The organism is Pseudomonas sp. AF32 (genome assembly GCF_022342325.2).
GTDB lineage: Bacteria > Pseudomonadota > Gammaproteobacteria > Pseudomonadales > Pseudomonadaceae > Aquipseudomonas > Aquipseudomonas uvaldensis.
In genome coordinates, this window is the sequence record NZ_RQJK02000024.1 from 21,011 (window position 1) to 35,668 (window position 14,658).

Annotated in this window: 11 protein-coding genes; all 11 read right to left on the minus strand. The window is 62.2% G+C overall.

Going from position 1 to position 14,658, the window contains the following annotated elements; all coding sequences use genetic code 11:
- Positions 1 to 24 precede the first annotated feature (24 nt).
- Positions 25 to 789: an EboA domain-containing protein gene (locus tag EGM97_RS20940; RefSeq protein WP_238963068.1), complete on the minus strand. Its 765-nt coding sequence runs from the start codon at positions 787 to 789 to the stop codon at positions 25 to 27.
- On the minus strand, positions 786 to 1,676 hold the full coding sequence (locus EGM97_RS20945; protein ID WP_238963069.1) for a UbiA family prenyltransferase: 891 nt from the start codon (positions 1,674 to 1,676) through the stop codon (positions 786 to 788). The genes EGM97_RS20940 and EGM97_RS20945 overlap by 4 nt, the downstream gene beginning before the upstream one ends.
- Positions 1,673 to 3,547, minus strand: coding sequence for a 3-dehydroquinate synthase (locus EGM97_RS20950; protein WP_238963070.1), 1,875 nt, complete (start codon positions 3,545 to 3,547; stop codon positions 1,673 to 1,675). The genes EGM97_RS20945 and EGM97_RS20950 overlap by 4 nt, the downstream gene beginning before the upstream one ends.
- Before the next feature lie 300 nt (positions 3,548 to 3,847).
- Positions 3,848 to 4,642: an enoyl-ACP reductase FabI gene (gene fabI / locus EGM97_RS20955; protein WP_053153864.1), complete on the minus strand. Its 795-nt coding sequence runs from the start codon at positions 4,640 to 4,642 to the stop codon at positions 3,848 to 3,850.
- 19 nt (positions 4,643 to 4,661) lie between these two features.
- Entirely contained in the window at positions 4,662 to 6,272 is a 1,611-nt protein-coding gene (locus EGM97_RS20960; protein ID WP_238963071.1) for an ABC transporter ATP-binding protein, read from the minus strand.
- Position 6,273: 1 nt separating this feature from the next.
- Positions 6,274 to 7,293 carry an ABC transporter permease gene (locus EGM97_RS20965; protein ID WP_053153858.1) on the minus strand — a complete coding sequence of 340 codons (1,020 nt, stop codon included), beginning with the start codon at positions 7,291 to 7,293 and terminating at the stop codon, positions 6,274 to 6,276.
- A 1-nt stretch (position 7,294) separates the two neighbouring features.
- Positions 7,295 to 8,368, minus strand: a complete 1,074-nt coding sequence (locus EGM97_RS20970) for a microcin C ABC transporter permease YejB (protein WP_238963072.1) — start codon at positions 8,366 to 8,368, stop codon at positions 7,295 to 7,297.
- Positions 8,369 to 8,372: 4 nt separating this feature from the next.
- The gene (locus tag EGM97_RS20975) at positions 8,373 to 10,226 is read right to left on the minus strand and encodes an extracellular solute-binding protein (protein ID WP_238963073.1); all 1,854 of its coding nucleotides are present in this window, start codon (positions 10,224 to 10,226) and stop codon (positions 8,373 to 8,375) included.
- Complete coding sequence (locus EGM97_RS20980) at positions 10,223 to 12,055, minus strand: extracellular solute-binding protein (RefSeq protein WP_275300666.1); 1,833 nt, start codon at positions 12,053 to 12,055, stop codon at positions 10,223 to 10,225. Before EGM97_RS20980 ends, EGM97_RS20975 begins: the two co-directional genes overlap by 4 nt.
- 258 nt (positions 12,056 to 12,313) lie before the next feature.
- Positions 12,314 to 13,774, minus strand: a complete 1,461-nt coding sequence (locus EGM97_RS20985; protein WP_238963074.1) for a transglycosylase SLT domain-containing protein — start codon at positions 13,772 to 13,774, stop codon at positions 12,314 to 12,316.
- A 99-nt stretch (positions 13,775 to 13,873) separates the two neighbouring features.
- Complete coding sequence (gloB, locus tag EGM97_RS20990) at positions 13,874 to 14,641, minus strand: hydroxyacylglutathione hydrolase (RefSeq protein WP_238963075.1); 768 nt, start codon at positions 14,639 to 14,641, stop codon at positions 13,874 to 13,876.
- Positions 14,642 to 14,658: the final 17 nt, after the last annotated feature.

Consider the following 14,658-nt stretch of genomic DNA (forward strand, 5'->3'; position numbering starts at 1 on the left):
GTGGAGCAGGGAATCGTCGGACGGCTAGAGGGCGGTCAAGTGTTCACGCCATTGCGGCGGCAAGCGCTGTTGTCGGCTCAGGCCAACCAGGCGCTGGCGCTGCGCCGGGCTGAGCAAGTCGAAGGCAATCGCCAGGGGCAGCCCGGCCGACACCGTTCGCCCGGCTGCGAGCTGTTCGGCCAGCAGGTCGAGGGCCAATTGGTTGAGGGCGACACTCTGGCGCTGCTCCAGGCCGAGCAGACGGCGTATATCGAGCCCCATGCCCAGCGCCTTGAGCACCAGTTGATGAAAGGCCCGGTCGTCGTAGTGGCGCGACGGGTAGAGAGTGTCCAGGGCAAGGGCGGCGAACACTTGGCTGTTGCTGGTGCGCCCGGCTTGCAGCGCTAGCTGCACGCACAGCCCCTGGCTGTCGAGCCAGTCGAGGGCTTTGAGCAGAGCGATCTTTTCCTGATCGTCGCCCCACAGAAACAACTGGCGCAGCAAGGGCACCTGGCCGGCGGCGGGTCGCCGCTCCAGCACCTCGGCCAGCAACAGCGCTCGCGCCAACTGCACATTGCTCCAGCCGGTTCCGTGGGGCCACAAGTCTTGCTTGAGGCCTCGCTTGCACTGGCTGCTCAACAGCGCCGCGCTCGTGGCGTCCGGGCGTTGGGCAAGCTGTTCCAGTGCCTGGCGCCACCACCGCAGGCCGGCCTCGTCGAGGTGCTGGAGGAAGGCCTGGCGCTGTTGCTCCAGGCAGTCCCGGCGCATTTCAAGAGCCGTCGATGACGACCCGGCAACGTCCTTGTTCATGTCGGTTTGATCCAGCGCTGGAAGTGGGGAAGCAGGAAAAACACCAGGACACATGACAGGCTGCCCAAGGGCTGGTCGGCTACCGCCAGCACCAGGGCATCGAACAGCGGCAGGGCCGCCAGGCCAGCGCCGATAAACGCGCGGACCTGCCGTTGCCGGGGGTTGGCCAGATGACGCCAGTAGTGCCAGCCAAGCCAGCCAAGCCAGAGCAGCAGCACTGGCCAGAACCAGGGGTTATCGTTATGAATTGCCAGGGTCATCGGGCTCAGCATCAGGACCAGCGGCAGGCGGTTGAGCAATTGATTGCGGTGTTCCTGGCGGGCCAGGTAAGTCAGGCCGCTGATATAGACCCCCAGCAGCATGGCGCAGAGCCAGATCGGTGCCGGTGGAACCGCCAGGCTGGTGGCTGCCGTGAGGTAGAGGGCCGAGCGACAGGCCCCCATCAGCCAGACACTGTGGACGTACTTCTTATGCAACAGGTTGTAGCCCAGGATGCAGGCCAATAGCAGGAGGGTGCTGCCCAGCAGCCAGTATGGCTGATCGATCAGCCGGCTCAGACCCACCACGGCAACAGCGGCCAGCCCCAGCAAGAGGGCGCAGGCGAGCCCGACCTGCTGTCGGCTGACCAGACCGAGGGTGATGGGACGGGGGTTGTGGTGTCGCTGGTCCCAGTCGGCGTCCAGCAGGTCATTCAGCAGCATCCCGGCCAGGTACAGCATCGACAAGGCCACCAGCAGCAGTATCCACACGGCCGAAGACGGTGGCGCCAGGGCCCCGGCACTGCTCGCCAGCAGGGCGGCGGCGAGGGTGTTGGTCCACACCGTGGGCAGATTGGAAACCCGGCCCAGGGTCATCCAGGTTTTCAGGTCCGGCGATGCCTGGCTCATTGCACACAACCCTCGCTCAACGCAGGGGCCGGTTCGGCGAGACCGGACAGCCGCCGTAGCGCCTGCTCCATCCGCGTGGCGTCGACCTCATGCACGTCCAGCGATTCGCCGATCCGGCTGAGCATGGGAATGGACAGCTCGCCGCCCAGGTGCTGACGGAACTCTTCCAGGCCCAGCAACAGCAGCGAGCGGCCTTGTGGATCCTTCAGGCTCAGTTCCGGTGGGTTCAGGCTGAAGCCGAGCCTGAGCAGCAGGCCCACGATACGCTCGGCGTCGGCATCGCTCAGCAGGCCCAGAATATTGGCGTAGAGACCATCCAGGGCGATGCCCACCGCCACGGCTTCACCATGGCGCAATCGGTGTTGGCTGAGATTTTCCAGCTTGTGGGCGGCCCAATGCCCATAGTCCAAGGGGCGGCCGTTACCGCGTTCGAAGGGATCGCCAGCACCGGTGATGTGGGCCAAGTGCAGCTCGGCACAGCGGCGGATGGCATGACGGCTGGCCTGGTGATCGAAGCGGGCCAGGGCGTCGGCCTGTTGCTCCATCCATTGGAAAAACGCCGCGTCTTTGATCAGCGCCACCTTGACCGCCTCGGCCAACCCGGCGATCTGGTCGCGTCGGCCCAGGCTGGTCAACAACTGAAAATCGTTGATGACGGCGGTGGCGGGGTAGAACGCCCCCAACAGGTTCTTCTGGCCGAAGGCATTGATGCCGTTTTTCACGCCGATGCCGGCGTCGTTCTGGGCGAGAACGGTGCTGGGGACGCGGATCAGGCGGATGCCCCGGTGGAAGGTCGCGCAGGCATAACCTACCGCATCCAGTACCGCCCCGCCTCCCAGTGCCAGCACATGGCAATGCCGATCCAGTCCGTGGTGCAGCATGTCGGCGTAGAGCCGCTGCAAGACGTGTGCATCCTTGCTCGACTCACCGGCTGGAACCGCAATGGGCGCTGCCCGCAGGCGCAGATCCGCTGGATGGCTTGCGAAGTAGGCATTGATCTGTTCCAGCAGTGGGGGATTGCTGCGCAGCAACTGTTCATCGGCGAATACCAGCACCGTCACCGGCTTATTTTGATGGACGGTGAGCTGGCGATGCAGGCAAGGATTGGACGGATCGAACACGTGATCGGTGAACACCACCGGATAGTCGTAGCTGACCTCGAAACGCCCGTGCAGGGGCTGCTGTGCGTCGCGCTTGCGAAAAGCCTTGAGCAGGCTGTAGCCGGCGATGAACAAGCCGGGCAGAACCATGCTGGCCAGGATCGTCACCAGCAGGACGTTCTGTTCGAGGAGTAACGTACCGATGGTGGCGTAGGCCAGGGCCAGGCCAGCGTTGGCCAGGACGATCACCGGTACGAAGGCGCGCAGCGGGTAGCGCTGCATGCCCGCTGCCACCACCGAGGTTTCCGCCAGCACCGGCACCCCCCGCAGGCAGACCAACGATAGTGTGCCCAACCGGTACCCCAGCTGTCCCGGCTGACGCTGGTGCAGGCCCAGTCGCCCGGATAGCAGCTGGAAATAGCCGGCTCCCAGGGCATATCCCAAGCCGGCCCCCAGGCACAAGCCGACGAAAATCACCAGGTACCCGCCAACGCTGCCCAGGGTCGCCACAGCCAGCAGCGCCACCAGGCTTGAAGGCACCGGCAGCACCACGTCCAGGGCCAGCAGGGCGATCAGCAACAGGGCCAGGTTGAGTTGTTGCGAGGGCGTCGAGGGCAGGTACAGGTGGAGATGGGTCAGGAATGCCTGAATCTGTTGTTCGAATAACAGGAAGCTGGCAATGACCAGGCCACAGAAGCAGAACAAGGAAAGCCAGAAAGGCTTGGCGGGTCCTTTTTGTGAGAGCGCACGATACCACCGGCTGTGCTTCATCAAGCATCCCTCTTGTTTGTTTTGACTCATTCCGTGTCAATGACTAAAAGCGATGTCGGCTGGTTTTCGGGTCGATAGGCGGTCTCGTTTTTGGTGGGACCCGCTGCGGCGGGTTGCGCTTGGGAAGACAATTCTGAATTTAGTCGGCCATTGTCGTTTTGCAAGGCCATCTGATGGCAATGTGATTTTTCAGTGGAAGAATGATGGCCATCGTGAGCCGGGCTCGCTCTTGCAGCGGGGGCCGGAACGAAAACGCCGCTCGCCCTTTGCAGGACGGGCGGCGTTTTTATGCGGTGAAGATTACTCTTCGATGTTGCCCATGGCGGTGGTGTTGAAGCCGCCGTCCACGTACATGATTTCACCGCTGATGCCCGACGCCAGGTCGGAGCAGAGGAAGGCGCCGGCGTTGCCGACTTCTTCGATGGTAACGTTGCGACGCAGCGGGGTCTGCGCTTCGTTGGCGGCCAGCATCTTGCGGAAGTTCTTGATGCCGGAGGCGGCGAGGGTGCGGATCGGGCCAGCCGATACGGCGTTGACACGGGTGCCTTCCGGGCCCAGGGAGCCGGCCAGGTAGCGAACGCCGGCTTCCAGGGAGGCCTTGGCCATGCCCATGACGTTGTAGTTCGGCATGGTGCGCTCGGCGCCCAGGTACGACAGGGTCAGCAGGCTGCCGTTGCGGCCTTTCATCATCTCGCGGCCAGCCTTGGCCAGGGCCACGAAGCTGTAGGCGCTGATGTCGTGGGCGATGCGGAAACCTTCGCGGGTGGTGGCTTCGGTGAAGTCGCCGTCCAGTTGGTCGCCCGGGGCGAAGCCCACGGAGTGCACGATGCAGTCCAGGCCGTCCCACTTCTTGCTCAGTTCTTCGAAGACCTTGGCGATTTCTTCATCGCTGGCCACGTCGCAGGGGAAGCACAGTTCAGGGCTCGAACCCCAGCCTTGCGCGAACTCTTCGACACGACCCTTGAGTTTGTCGTTCTGATAAGTGAAGGCAAGCTCAGCGCCCTCGCGATGCATGGCGGCGGCGATGCCGGATGCGATGGACAGCTTGCTGGCGACACCGACGATCAGTACGCGCTTACCGGCGAGAAAACCCATGTGTTGCTCCTCTTTCAGGTTATTCGGCAGCTGTTGGGGCCAGGAAGGCGGCCTCCAGCAACTGCTGTGTATAGGGGTGTTGCGGCGCGGCGAATATGCTGCGGGCATCACCTTGTTCGACCACTTGGCCATGCTTGACCACCATCAATTGGTGGCTCAGCGCTTTGACGACAGCCAGGTCATGGCTGATAAACAGATACGTCAGGTTGTACTTGCTTTGCAGCGACCGCAACAGCTCCACCACCTGGCGTTGCACGGTACGGTCCAGGGCCGACGTCGGTTCGTCCAGCAGAATCAACGCCGGCTTGAGCACCAGGGCCCGGGCAATGGCGATACGCTGCCGTTGCCCTCCGGAAAACTCATGGGGGTAGCGGTTCCGGGTTTCCGGGTCCAGGCCTACCTCCTTCAGTGCCGCGATTATCGCCTGTTCCTGCTCCGCTTCGGTACCCATCTTGTGGATCCGCAGGCCTTCGCCGACGATCTGGCCCACACACATCCGCGGGCTCAGGCTGCCGAACGGGTCCTGGAACACCACCTGCATCTCCCGTCGCAGCGGCCGGACCTGTTGCTGGGACAAGCTGTCGAGCTGCTTGCCTTCGAACCGAATCCCGCCCTGGCTGCCGATCAGCCGCAGGATCGCCAGCCCCAGGGTGGATTTGCCGGAACCGCTTTCGCCCACGATGCCCAGGGTCTGACCCTGGGGCAGGCTGAAGCGGATCCCGTCCACCGCCTTGATGTAATCCACGGTACGTTTGAACAGGCCTTTCTTGATCGGGAACCAGACTCTCAGGTCCTCGACCTCCAGCAGCGGCGGGCCGACAACGTTGGCCGCCGGGTTGCCGCTGGGCTCGGCGGCCAACAGTTCCCGGGTGTACGGATGCTGTGGCGCGCGGAACAATTGCTCGCACGATGCCTGTTCGACGATGCAACCGCGCTGCATGACACATACGCGATGCGCAATTCTTCGCACCAGGTTCAAATCGTGGCTGATGAGCAGCAGCGACATGCCCAATCGGGCCTGCAATTGCTTGAGCAGATCGAGGATTTTCAGCTGGACCGTGACGTCCAGGGCGGTGGTCGGTTCGTCGGCGATCAACAGTTCCGGCTCGTTGGCCAGGGCCATGGCGATCATCACCCGCTGGCGCTGCCCGCCGGACAGTTCATGGGGCAGGGCCTTGAGGCGCTTGTGGGGCTCGGGGATGCCCACCAGCTCCAGCAGCTCCAGGGTCCGGCGGGTCGCGACCTTGCCGACCAGGCCCTTGTGGATGCCAAGCACCTCGTTGATCTGCTTGCCGATGGAGTGCAGCGGATTGAGGGAGGTCATCGGCTCCTGGAATATCATCGCGATCCGGTTGCCACGGATGTGGCGGATGGTCTTTTCCTTCAGGCTCAGCAGATCCTGGCCGGCATATTGGATGACGCCGGTGGGATGGTGAGCCAGCGGGTAGGGCAGCAGCCGCAGGATCGAGTGGGCGGTCACCGACTTGCCCGAGCCGCTTTCACCCACCAGGGCCAGGGTTTCGCCACGCTTGATGTCGAAACTGACGCCCTCGACCACCCGCTGGTGGCGTTGGCCGGCGATGAATTCCACCGACAGGTCGCGTACTTCGATCAGATTGTCCTGGTTCATGTCACTTCCTCGGATCGAAGGCATCGCGAGCGGACTCGCCGATGAACACCAGCAGGCTCAGCATGATCGCCAGCACGGCGAACGCGCTGATGCCCAGCCAGGGTGCCTGGAGGTTGGATTTGCCCTGGGCCACCAGTTCGCCCAGGGACGGTGCGCCGGCCGGCAGGCCGAAGCCGAGGAAATCCAGGGCGGTGAGGGTGCCGATGGCGCCCGTGAGGATGAACGGCATGAAGGTCATGGTCGAGACCATGGCGTTGGGCAGGATGTGGCGGAACATGATCGCGCCGTTCTGCATGCCCAAGGCTCGGGCGGCGCGCACGTATTCCAGGTTGCGCCCGCGCAGGAACTCGGCGCGCACCACGTCCACCAGGCTCATCCAGGAAAACAGCAGCATGATCCCCAGCAACCACCAGAAATTGGGTTGCACGAAGCTGGCCAGGATGATCAGCAGATAAAGCACCGGCAGCCCCGACCAGATCTCCAGGAACCGCTGGCCGGCCAAGTCGACCCAACCACCGTAGAACCCCTGCAGGGCCCCGGCGATCACGCCGACGATGGAACTGAGCAGGGTCAAGGTCAGGGCGAACAGCACCGAAATGCGGAACCCATAGATGACCCGCGCCAAGACATCGCGGCCCTGGTCGTCGGTGCCCAGCCAGTTCACCGAGGAGGGCGGCGCAGGGGCTGGCACCTTCAAGTCGTAGTTGATGCTCTGATAGCTGAACGGAATCGGCGCCCATACCACCCAGGCATTCTTGGTCGCCAGCAGTTCACGGATGTACGGGCTCTTGTAGTTGGCTTCCAGCGGGAACTCGCCGCCGAAAGTCGTCTCCGGGTAGCGCTTGAGGGCCGGGAAATACCAGCCGCCGTCGTAATGCACCACCAGGGGCTTGTCATTGGCGATCAGTTCGGCGCCCAGGCTCAGTACGAACAGGATCAGGAACAGCCACAGCGACCACCAGCCGCGCTTGTTGGCCTTGAACAACTCGAAGCGACGGCGATTGAGGGGGGACAGGTTCATCTCAATGCTCCCGGCTTTCGAAGTCGATGCGCGGATCGACGAAGGTGTAGGTCAGGTCACCGATCAGTTTCACCACCAGACCCAGCAGGGTGAAAATGAACAAGGTGCCGAACACCACCGGGTAGTCACGGTTGATCGCCGCTTCGAAACTCATCAGCCCCAGGCCATCGAGGGAAAAGATCACTTCCACCAGCAAGGAGCCGGTGAAGAAGATGCCGATGAACGCCGAAGGGAAGCCGGCAATCACCAACAGCATCGCGTTACGGAATACGTGGCCGTAAAGCACGCGATTGCGGGTCAGGCCCTTGGCTTTGGCGGTGACCACGTATTGTTTGTTGATCTCGTCCAGAAAGCTGTTTTTGGTCAGCAGGGTCATGGTGGCGAAGTTACCGATCACCAGCGCCGTTACCGGTAACGCCAGGTGCCAGAAGTAGTCGAGGATCTTGCCGCCCAGGGTCAGTTCATCGAAGTTGTTGGAGGTCAGTCCCCGCAACGGGAACCAGTCGAAATAACTGCCGCCGGCGAACACCACGATCAGCAGGATGGCAAACAGAAACGAGGGGATTGCATAACCGATGATGATCGCCGAACTGGTCCACACGTCGAAGTGACTGCCGTGGCGCGTGGCCTTGGCGATCCCCAGGGGGATCGACACCAGGTACATGATCAGCGTGCTCCATAGCCCGAGGGAAATGGACACCGGCATCTTTTCCTTGATCAGGTCGATGACCTTGGCGTCGCGGAAGAAGCTGTCACCGAAATCCAGGTGGGCGTAGTTCTTGATCATGATCCACAGGCGTTCCGGCGCCGACTTGTCGAAGCCGTACATGCGCTCGATTTCCTTGACCAGTGCCGGGTCCAGGCCCTGGGCACCGCGATAGGCGGAACCGGCCACCGACACTTCCGCGCCGCCGCCGGCGATGCGGCTGGTGGCGCCTTCGAATCCTTCGAGCTTGGCGATCATCTGTTCCACCGGCCCGCCGGGCGCGGCCTGGATGATGACGAAGTTGATCAGCAGAATGCCGAACAGCGTCGGGACAATCAGTAGCAGCCGCCTGAAAATATAAGCCAGCATCGGGTTACTCCACGCTTTCCGGGGCAGCGTTGTTCTGTTGTTCGATCACTTGCTTGACTTCATCGGCAGGCTTGGCGTCTGGCTTGACCCACCAGGTGGTGGTACCGATGTCATACGTCGGCGTGACTTTGGGATGGCCGATGTGATTCCAGTAGGCTACGCGCCAGGTCTTGATGTGCCAGTTGGGAATTACGTAGTAGCCCCATTGCAGCACGCGGTCCAGCGCCCGGGCATGGGCCACCAGGCTCTTGCGCGAATCGGCGTTGATCAGTTGTTCCACCAACTGGTCGACGGCAGGATCCTTCAGGCCCATGGTGTTGCGGCTGCCGGGTCTGTCGGCGGCCGCCGACATCCAGAACTCGCGCTGTTCGTTACCCGGCGAGCTGGACTGTGGGAAGCTGCCCACCACCAGGTCGAAATCCCGGGAGCGCACGCGGTTGATGTACTGGGACACGTCCACCCGACGGATCACCAGTTCGATACCCAGGTCGCTAAGGTTGCGCTTGAATGGCAATAGCACCCGTTCGAATTCGGTCTGGGCCAGCAGAAATTCAAGCACCACCGGTTTGCTCTGGGCATCGACCATCTTGTCGTCGACGATGCGCCAGCCGGCCTCCTGCAGCAGTTGGTACGCCTTGCGCTGCTGGTCGCGGATCATGCCGCTGCCATCGCACAGCGATGGCTGGAAGGCTTCGGTGAAGACTTGCTCGGGAATCTTGCCACGCAGGGGCTCGAGGATCTTCAGTTCGTCTTCGCCGGGCAGACCGGTGGCGGCCATCTCCGAATTCTCGAAATAGCTGCGGGTGCGGGTATAGGCGCCGCTGAACAATTGCTTGTTGGTCCACTCGAAGTCCAGCAGCAGGCTCAGGGCTTTGCGTACTCGCACGTCCTGGAACACCGGGCGGCGCAGGTTGAAGACAAAGCCCTGCATGCCGGTGGGGTTGCCGTTGGGGATCTGTTCCTTGATCAGCCGCCCTTCGGTCACGGCGGGGATGTTGTAGGCGCTGGCCCAGTTCTTGGCACTCATCTCCAGCCAGTAATCGAACTGCCCGGCTTTCAGCGCTTCGACGGCGACGGTGTTGTCGCGGTAGTAATCGGTGGTCAGCACGTCGAAGTTGTAGAAGCCACGGTTGACCGGCAGGTCCTTGCCCCAGTAGTCCTTCACCCGCTCATAGCGGATCGAACGCCCGGCCTTCACCTCGGTGACGCGGTAGGGGCCGCTGCCCAGCGGGATTTCCAGGTTGCCCTTGTTGAAGTCCCGGTTGGCCCACCAATGCTTGGGCAGGACCGGCAACTGGCCGAGGATCAGCGGTAATTCCCGGTTATTCGTGTGCTTGAACTTGAACAGCACCTTGAGCGGGTCTTCGGCGATGACGTCGGCGACGTCGTTGTAATAACCCCGGTACAACGGCGCGCCATCCCTGGTCAGGGTCTGGAAGCTGAAGACCACGTCTTCGGCGCGCACCGGATGGCCGTCGTTGAAACGCGCTTCGGGGCGCAGGTAGAAGCGCACCCAGGCGTTGTCCGGGGCCTTCTCGATTTTTTCGGCGATCAGGCCGTATTCGGTAATGGGTTCGTCCAGGCCCTGCTTGGCCAGGGTGTCGTAGATCAGGCTGATGTCATCGGCCGGCACGCCCTTGCTGATGAATGGATTGAGGCTGTCGAAACCGCCAAACCCGCCCTGGCGAAAGATACCGCCCTTGGGCGCATCGGGGTTCACGTAGTCGAAATGCTTGAAATTGGCCGGATACTTTGGCGGCTCATTGTACAAGGTCACGGCGTGCTGCGGGGCGGCGCAGGCCAGCCCGGCGAACAGCAGGCCACCGGCCTGCACGAGCAGGGCACGAAAAGGCTTCATTGATCTTTCTCCGAAGATTTCAACCACCACGCGCTCAGACCCAGGGTGTAGGGCGGCGTAGTGACGAAGGCGAACCGATTGCGGTACGCCAGGCGATGATAGTTGAGATACCAGTTGGGAATGCAGTAGTGCTGCCACAACAGTACGCGGTCCAGGGCCTTGCCGGCCGCCACCTGTTCGTCGCGGGTCTGGGCGGCCAGGAGCTTTTCCAGCAGATGATCGATCACGGGATTGGCGATCCCGGCGTAGTTCTTGCTGCCCTTGACCCCGACCTGGCTGGAGTGGAAATACTGCCATTGCTCAAGACCCGGGCTGAGGGTCTGGCTCAGGGTCAGCAGGATCATGTCGAAATCGAACTGGTCCAGGCGCTGCTTGTATTGGGCACGATCTACCGTGCGCAGCCGGGCCTGGATCCCGATGCTGGCGAGGTTCTCGACATAGGGCTGGAGGATGCGTTCCAGGTTCGGGTTCACCAACAGGATCTCGAAGCGCAGGGGCTGGCTGTCGGCATTCACCAGGCGCTGGCCGTTGAGCGTCCAGCCGGCTTCCTTCAGAAGTCCCAGGGCTTTGCGCAGGGTTTCCCGCGGGATGCCACGACCATCGGTCTGGGGCAGGCTGAAGGGTTCGCTGAACAACCGCGCCGGCAATTGCTCGCGGTAAGGTTTGAGCAACAGCCATTCGTGGCCCACCGGCAGGCCGCTGGCAGAGAACTCGCTGTTGGGGTAGTAGCTGAGGGTGCGTTTGTAGGCGCTGCTGAACAGCGTGCGGTTGGTCCACTCGAAATCGAACATCAGCCCCAGCGCTTCACGTACTTTGACCTCGGCAAAGGTGCTGCGCCGGGTGTTCATGAACAAGCCCTGGGTCTGGGTCGGGATCTGGTGGGGAATCTGCGCCTTAATCACCTCGCCGCGGTCGACGGCCGGAAAATCATAGCCATTGGCCCAGTTCTTGGCCTGGTGCTCGATGTAGATATCGAACTCACCGGCCTTGAAGGCTTCGAACGCGACGTCGCTGTCGCGATAGAACTCTACCTCCATTCGGTCGAAGTTATATTTGCCCCGGTTGACCGGCAGGTCCTTGCCCCAGTAATCCTTGACTCTTTCGAACACCAGCTGGCGTCCAGGCTGCACCTTTGTGATGCGATAGGGGCCGCTGCCCAGGGGCGGTTCGAAGGTGGTGGCCTTGAAGTCGCGGTCTTTCCAGTAATGCTGGGGCAGCACCGGCAATTCGCCCAGGCGCAGGATCAGCAACGGATTGCCCGCACGCTTGAACACAAAGCGGATTTTCAGCGGATTGAGGATATCGACCCGCAGCACTTCCTGAAGGTTGGTGCGGTATTGCGGATGGCCGTCCTTGAGCAGCGTCCGGTAGGAAAACGCGACGTCATAGGCGGTGATCGGTACGCCATCGTGGAACCGCGCTTCGGGTCGCAGGTTGAACACCACCCAGCTGCGATCTTCGCTGTACTCCACCGACTGGGCGATCAGGCCATAGCTGGAGGTCGGTTCATCACCGGACGGCGCATACTGGCCGGTGCCGACCATCAGCGGTTCGTTCAGCTCGTTGATGCCGTATTGCAGGAAGTTCGCCGTGGAAACCGGGCTGCTGCCCTTGAACGTGTAGGGATTGAGCGTATCGAAGGTGCCAAATGCCATGACCCGCAAGGTACCGCCCTTGGGCGCTTGCGGGTTGACCCAGTCGAAGTGGGTAAATCTGGCCGGGTACTTGAGCGTGCCGAACTGCGCATAGCCATGGCTTTCGCTGATGGCTGCGCTGGCGGGAGAGCTCAAGGCCAGGCTGATCAGGAGCAGGAGGAGGGGACGTATCAAGTCTGAGATCCGATCCAGGCGGCTTGGGCTTTTATGGCCCGTACAGTAACAGCTTGTATCGGCAGGAAAAAGGCGGGCTAAGGGGAAGAACTGCCGGTTTAGCGGATACCTGCCAGGCAGGGCGCTCTTGTGGTGAGGGGATTTATCCCCGCTGGGCTGCGAAGCGGCCCCAACTGACGATTGTGGTGTCTCAAAAAGAGCGAGGGGGCCGCTTCGCGCCCCGGCGGGGATAAATCCCCTCGCCACAGGAGCCGGGTGTCAATGTGGAGAGTAGACCGTCAGCATCTGCCCAGGCTTGAGGGCTTTACCCATGCGCGGATTCCAGCGCTTGAGGTGTTGCATCTCGACGTTGAAGCGCTTGGCCACCACGTACAGCGAGTCCCCTTGCTGGACTTTGTACTGGGTCTGCTTCTTCTGGTTCTTGCTGTTGGCCGCGACCACGGTGTTGATCCGCTTGCCAGTGCTCTTGGTTGCCTTGGTGGCCTTGACGTCCTGCATCACCAGGGTCTGGCCGACCTTGAGCCTGTTGCCGCTGAGTTTGTTCCAGCGTTGCAGGTCTTTGGTCTGGACGTTGTTGGCCTTGGCGATCTGCGCCAGGTTGTCACCGCGCTTGACCCGGTAGGTGCGCCGGGCGCCTGCAACTTCCTCGCTGTCATCGGTGCTTTCAAAGACCGGTTTGAGGGAGCGTTGGCTGATCAGCTCTTCGGGGCGCATGGTCGACAGGCTGGCTGTCAGCAACTGGGCCTTGGAGGTGGGTACCAGCAGGTGTTGCGGGCCGTCGATGGTGGTGCGTTGCTTGAAGGCGGGGTTGAGCTGGAACAGCTCGTCTTCGTCGATGTTCGCCACTGCCGCGACCTTGGACAGGTCCATGCGCTGGTTGATCTCGACGACCTGGAAATAGGGCTCGTTGGCGATCGGGTTGAGGTTCACGCCATAGGCATCGGGGGACAGCACCACCTGCGATAGCGCCAGCAGCTTGGGCACGTAGGCCTGGGTTTCGGCCGGCAGCGGCAGGTTCCAGTAGTCGGTGGGCAGGCCCAGTTTTTCGTTACGCTCGATGGCGCGGCTGACGGTGCCTTCACCGGCGTTGTAGGCGGCCAGCGCCAGCAGCCAGTCGCCGTTGAACATGTCGTGCAGGCGCGTCAGGTAATCCATGGCGGCCGTGGTGGACGCCGTGATATCGCGTCGCCCGTCGTAAAAACGGGTCTGGCGCAGGTTGAAGTAGCGCCCGGTGGACGGGATGAACTGCCACAACCCGACGGCATTGGCCCGGGAATAGGCCATGGGGTTGTAGGCGCTTTCGATGACCGGCAGCAGCGCCAGTTCCAACGGCATGTTGCGTTCTTCGAGGCGCTCGACGATGTAGTGCATGTACAGGCTGCCACGTTCGCCGGCGCCTTCGAGAAAGGACGGGTTGCTGGCGAACCACAGGCGTTGCTGCTCGATACGCGGGTTCACGCCGGCGGTTTCCTGCAACTGGAAACCCTGGCGCATGCGCTCCCAGATATCCTGGGGCACCTGGGGGCTGGGCTTCTCGCTGAGCCATACAGGCTTCTGCTTGGCGCGGGCAGCCATGTTCTTCGGCGTGGCCGCGTCGGTCTGAGGCACCTGGCCCGTGCTCTGGCAGCCCGCCAGGGTGGCGGACACGGCCACCGCAATGGCTTGAGCCAAGCGGGTCAATGTGTCTGACTGAACGGACCTGCGTATGGATGACGACATTGGCTGGAAGTAAGTTCCGGGCAAAAATGTCGGCCGATTCTAGAAAGCGCACCCCAACAGGTCAACCATTCAGAATTTTTGTATCGCCGGGCGACGGGCTTAGAACTTATCTTTCCAAGCCCTCAAGGCCGCAAAAACCTCACTCGGCGTCCCGTTTCGCTGGCCGTTCCGTTCGTCTGCTTTTTGTTTAACTAATGTTTCAGCGGTTCGCAGGAAGGGGTTGGTGAGTTTTTCCAGGGCCAGGGTCGAGGGCAGGGTCATGACACCGTCGTTGCGCTGGCGGGCGACCTTTTCCAGACGGGCGGCAATGTCCGGATTGTCGGGTTCCACCGCGGCGGCGAACTTCAAGTTGCTCAGGGTATATTCATGGGTGCAGTACACCAGCGTATCCTCGGGCAGGGCGGCGAGTCGGCTGAGCGAGCGATGCATCTGGTCGGGCGTCCCCTCGAAGAGACGCCCGCAGCCGGCGGCGAACAGGGTGTCGCCACAGAACAACAGGCCATGATGGTAATAAGCGATATGGCCCAGTGTGTGGCCGGGCACGGCGAAGACATCGAAGTCCAGCCCGAGCACGTTGATGCGGTCGTCGTCCCCGAGCGCCACATCCCGCGCCGGGATGTTTTCGCTGGCCGGGCCATAGACCTTGGCCCCGGTGGTTTTTTTCAACGCCTCGACACCGCCGACATGGTCATGGTGGTGATGGGTGACCAATATGTCGTGCAGGGCCCAGCCTGGATGGGCTTCGAGCCAGGCTTGCACCGGCGCGGCGTCGCCCGGATCGACCACGGCGCAGCGCAGGGTGGCGTGATCCTGTAACAACCAGATGTAGTTATCGGTGAACGCGGGCAGTGCACTGATCTGTATCATCGCGGAATTCGCCAAGC

Bases quoted from the DNA above. Each gene is read 5' to 3' on its own strand.
- EGM97_RS20940 (WP_238963068.1), bottom strand. From the start codon at position 789: ATGAACAAGGACGTTGCCGGGTCGTCATCGACGGCTCTTGAAATGCGC.
- EGM97_RS20945 (WP_238963069.1), bottom strand. From the start codon at position 1,676: ATGAGCCAGGCATCGCCGGACCTGAAAACCTGGATGACCCTGGGCCGG.
- EGM97_RS20950 (WP_238963070.1), bottom strand. From the start codon at position 3,547: ATGAAGCACAGCCGGTGGTATCGTGCGCTCTCACAAAAAGGACCCGCC.
- fabI (WP_053153864.1), bottom strand. From the start codon at position 4,642: ATGGGTTTTCTCGCCGGTAAGCGCGTACTGATCGTCGGTGTCGCCAGC.
- EGM97_RS20960 (WP_238963071.1), bottom strand. From the start codon at position 6,272: ATGAACCAGGACAATCTGATCGAAGTACGCGACCTGTCGGTGGAATTC.
- EGM97_RS20965 (WP_053153858.1), bottom strand. From the start codon at position 7,293: ATGAACCTGTCCCCCCTCAATCGCCGTCGCTTCGAGTTGTTCAAGGCC.
- EGM97_RS20970 (WP_238963072.1), bottom strand. From the start codon at position 8,368: ATGCTGGCTTATATTTTCAGGCGGCTGCTACTGATTGTCCCGACGCTG.
- EGM97_RS20975 (WP_238963073.1), bottom strand. From the start codon at position 10,226: ATGAAGCCTTTTCGTGCCCTGCTCGTGCAGGCCGGTGGCCTGCTGTTC.
- EGM97_RS20985 (WP_238963074.1), bottom strand. From the start codon at position 13,774: ATGTCGTCATCCATACGCAGGTCCGTTCAGTCAGACACATTGACCCGC.
- gloB (WP_238963075.1), bottom strand. From the start codon at position 14,641: ATGATACAGATCAGTGCACTGCCCGCGTTCACCGATAACTACATCTGG.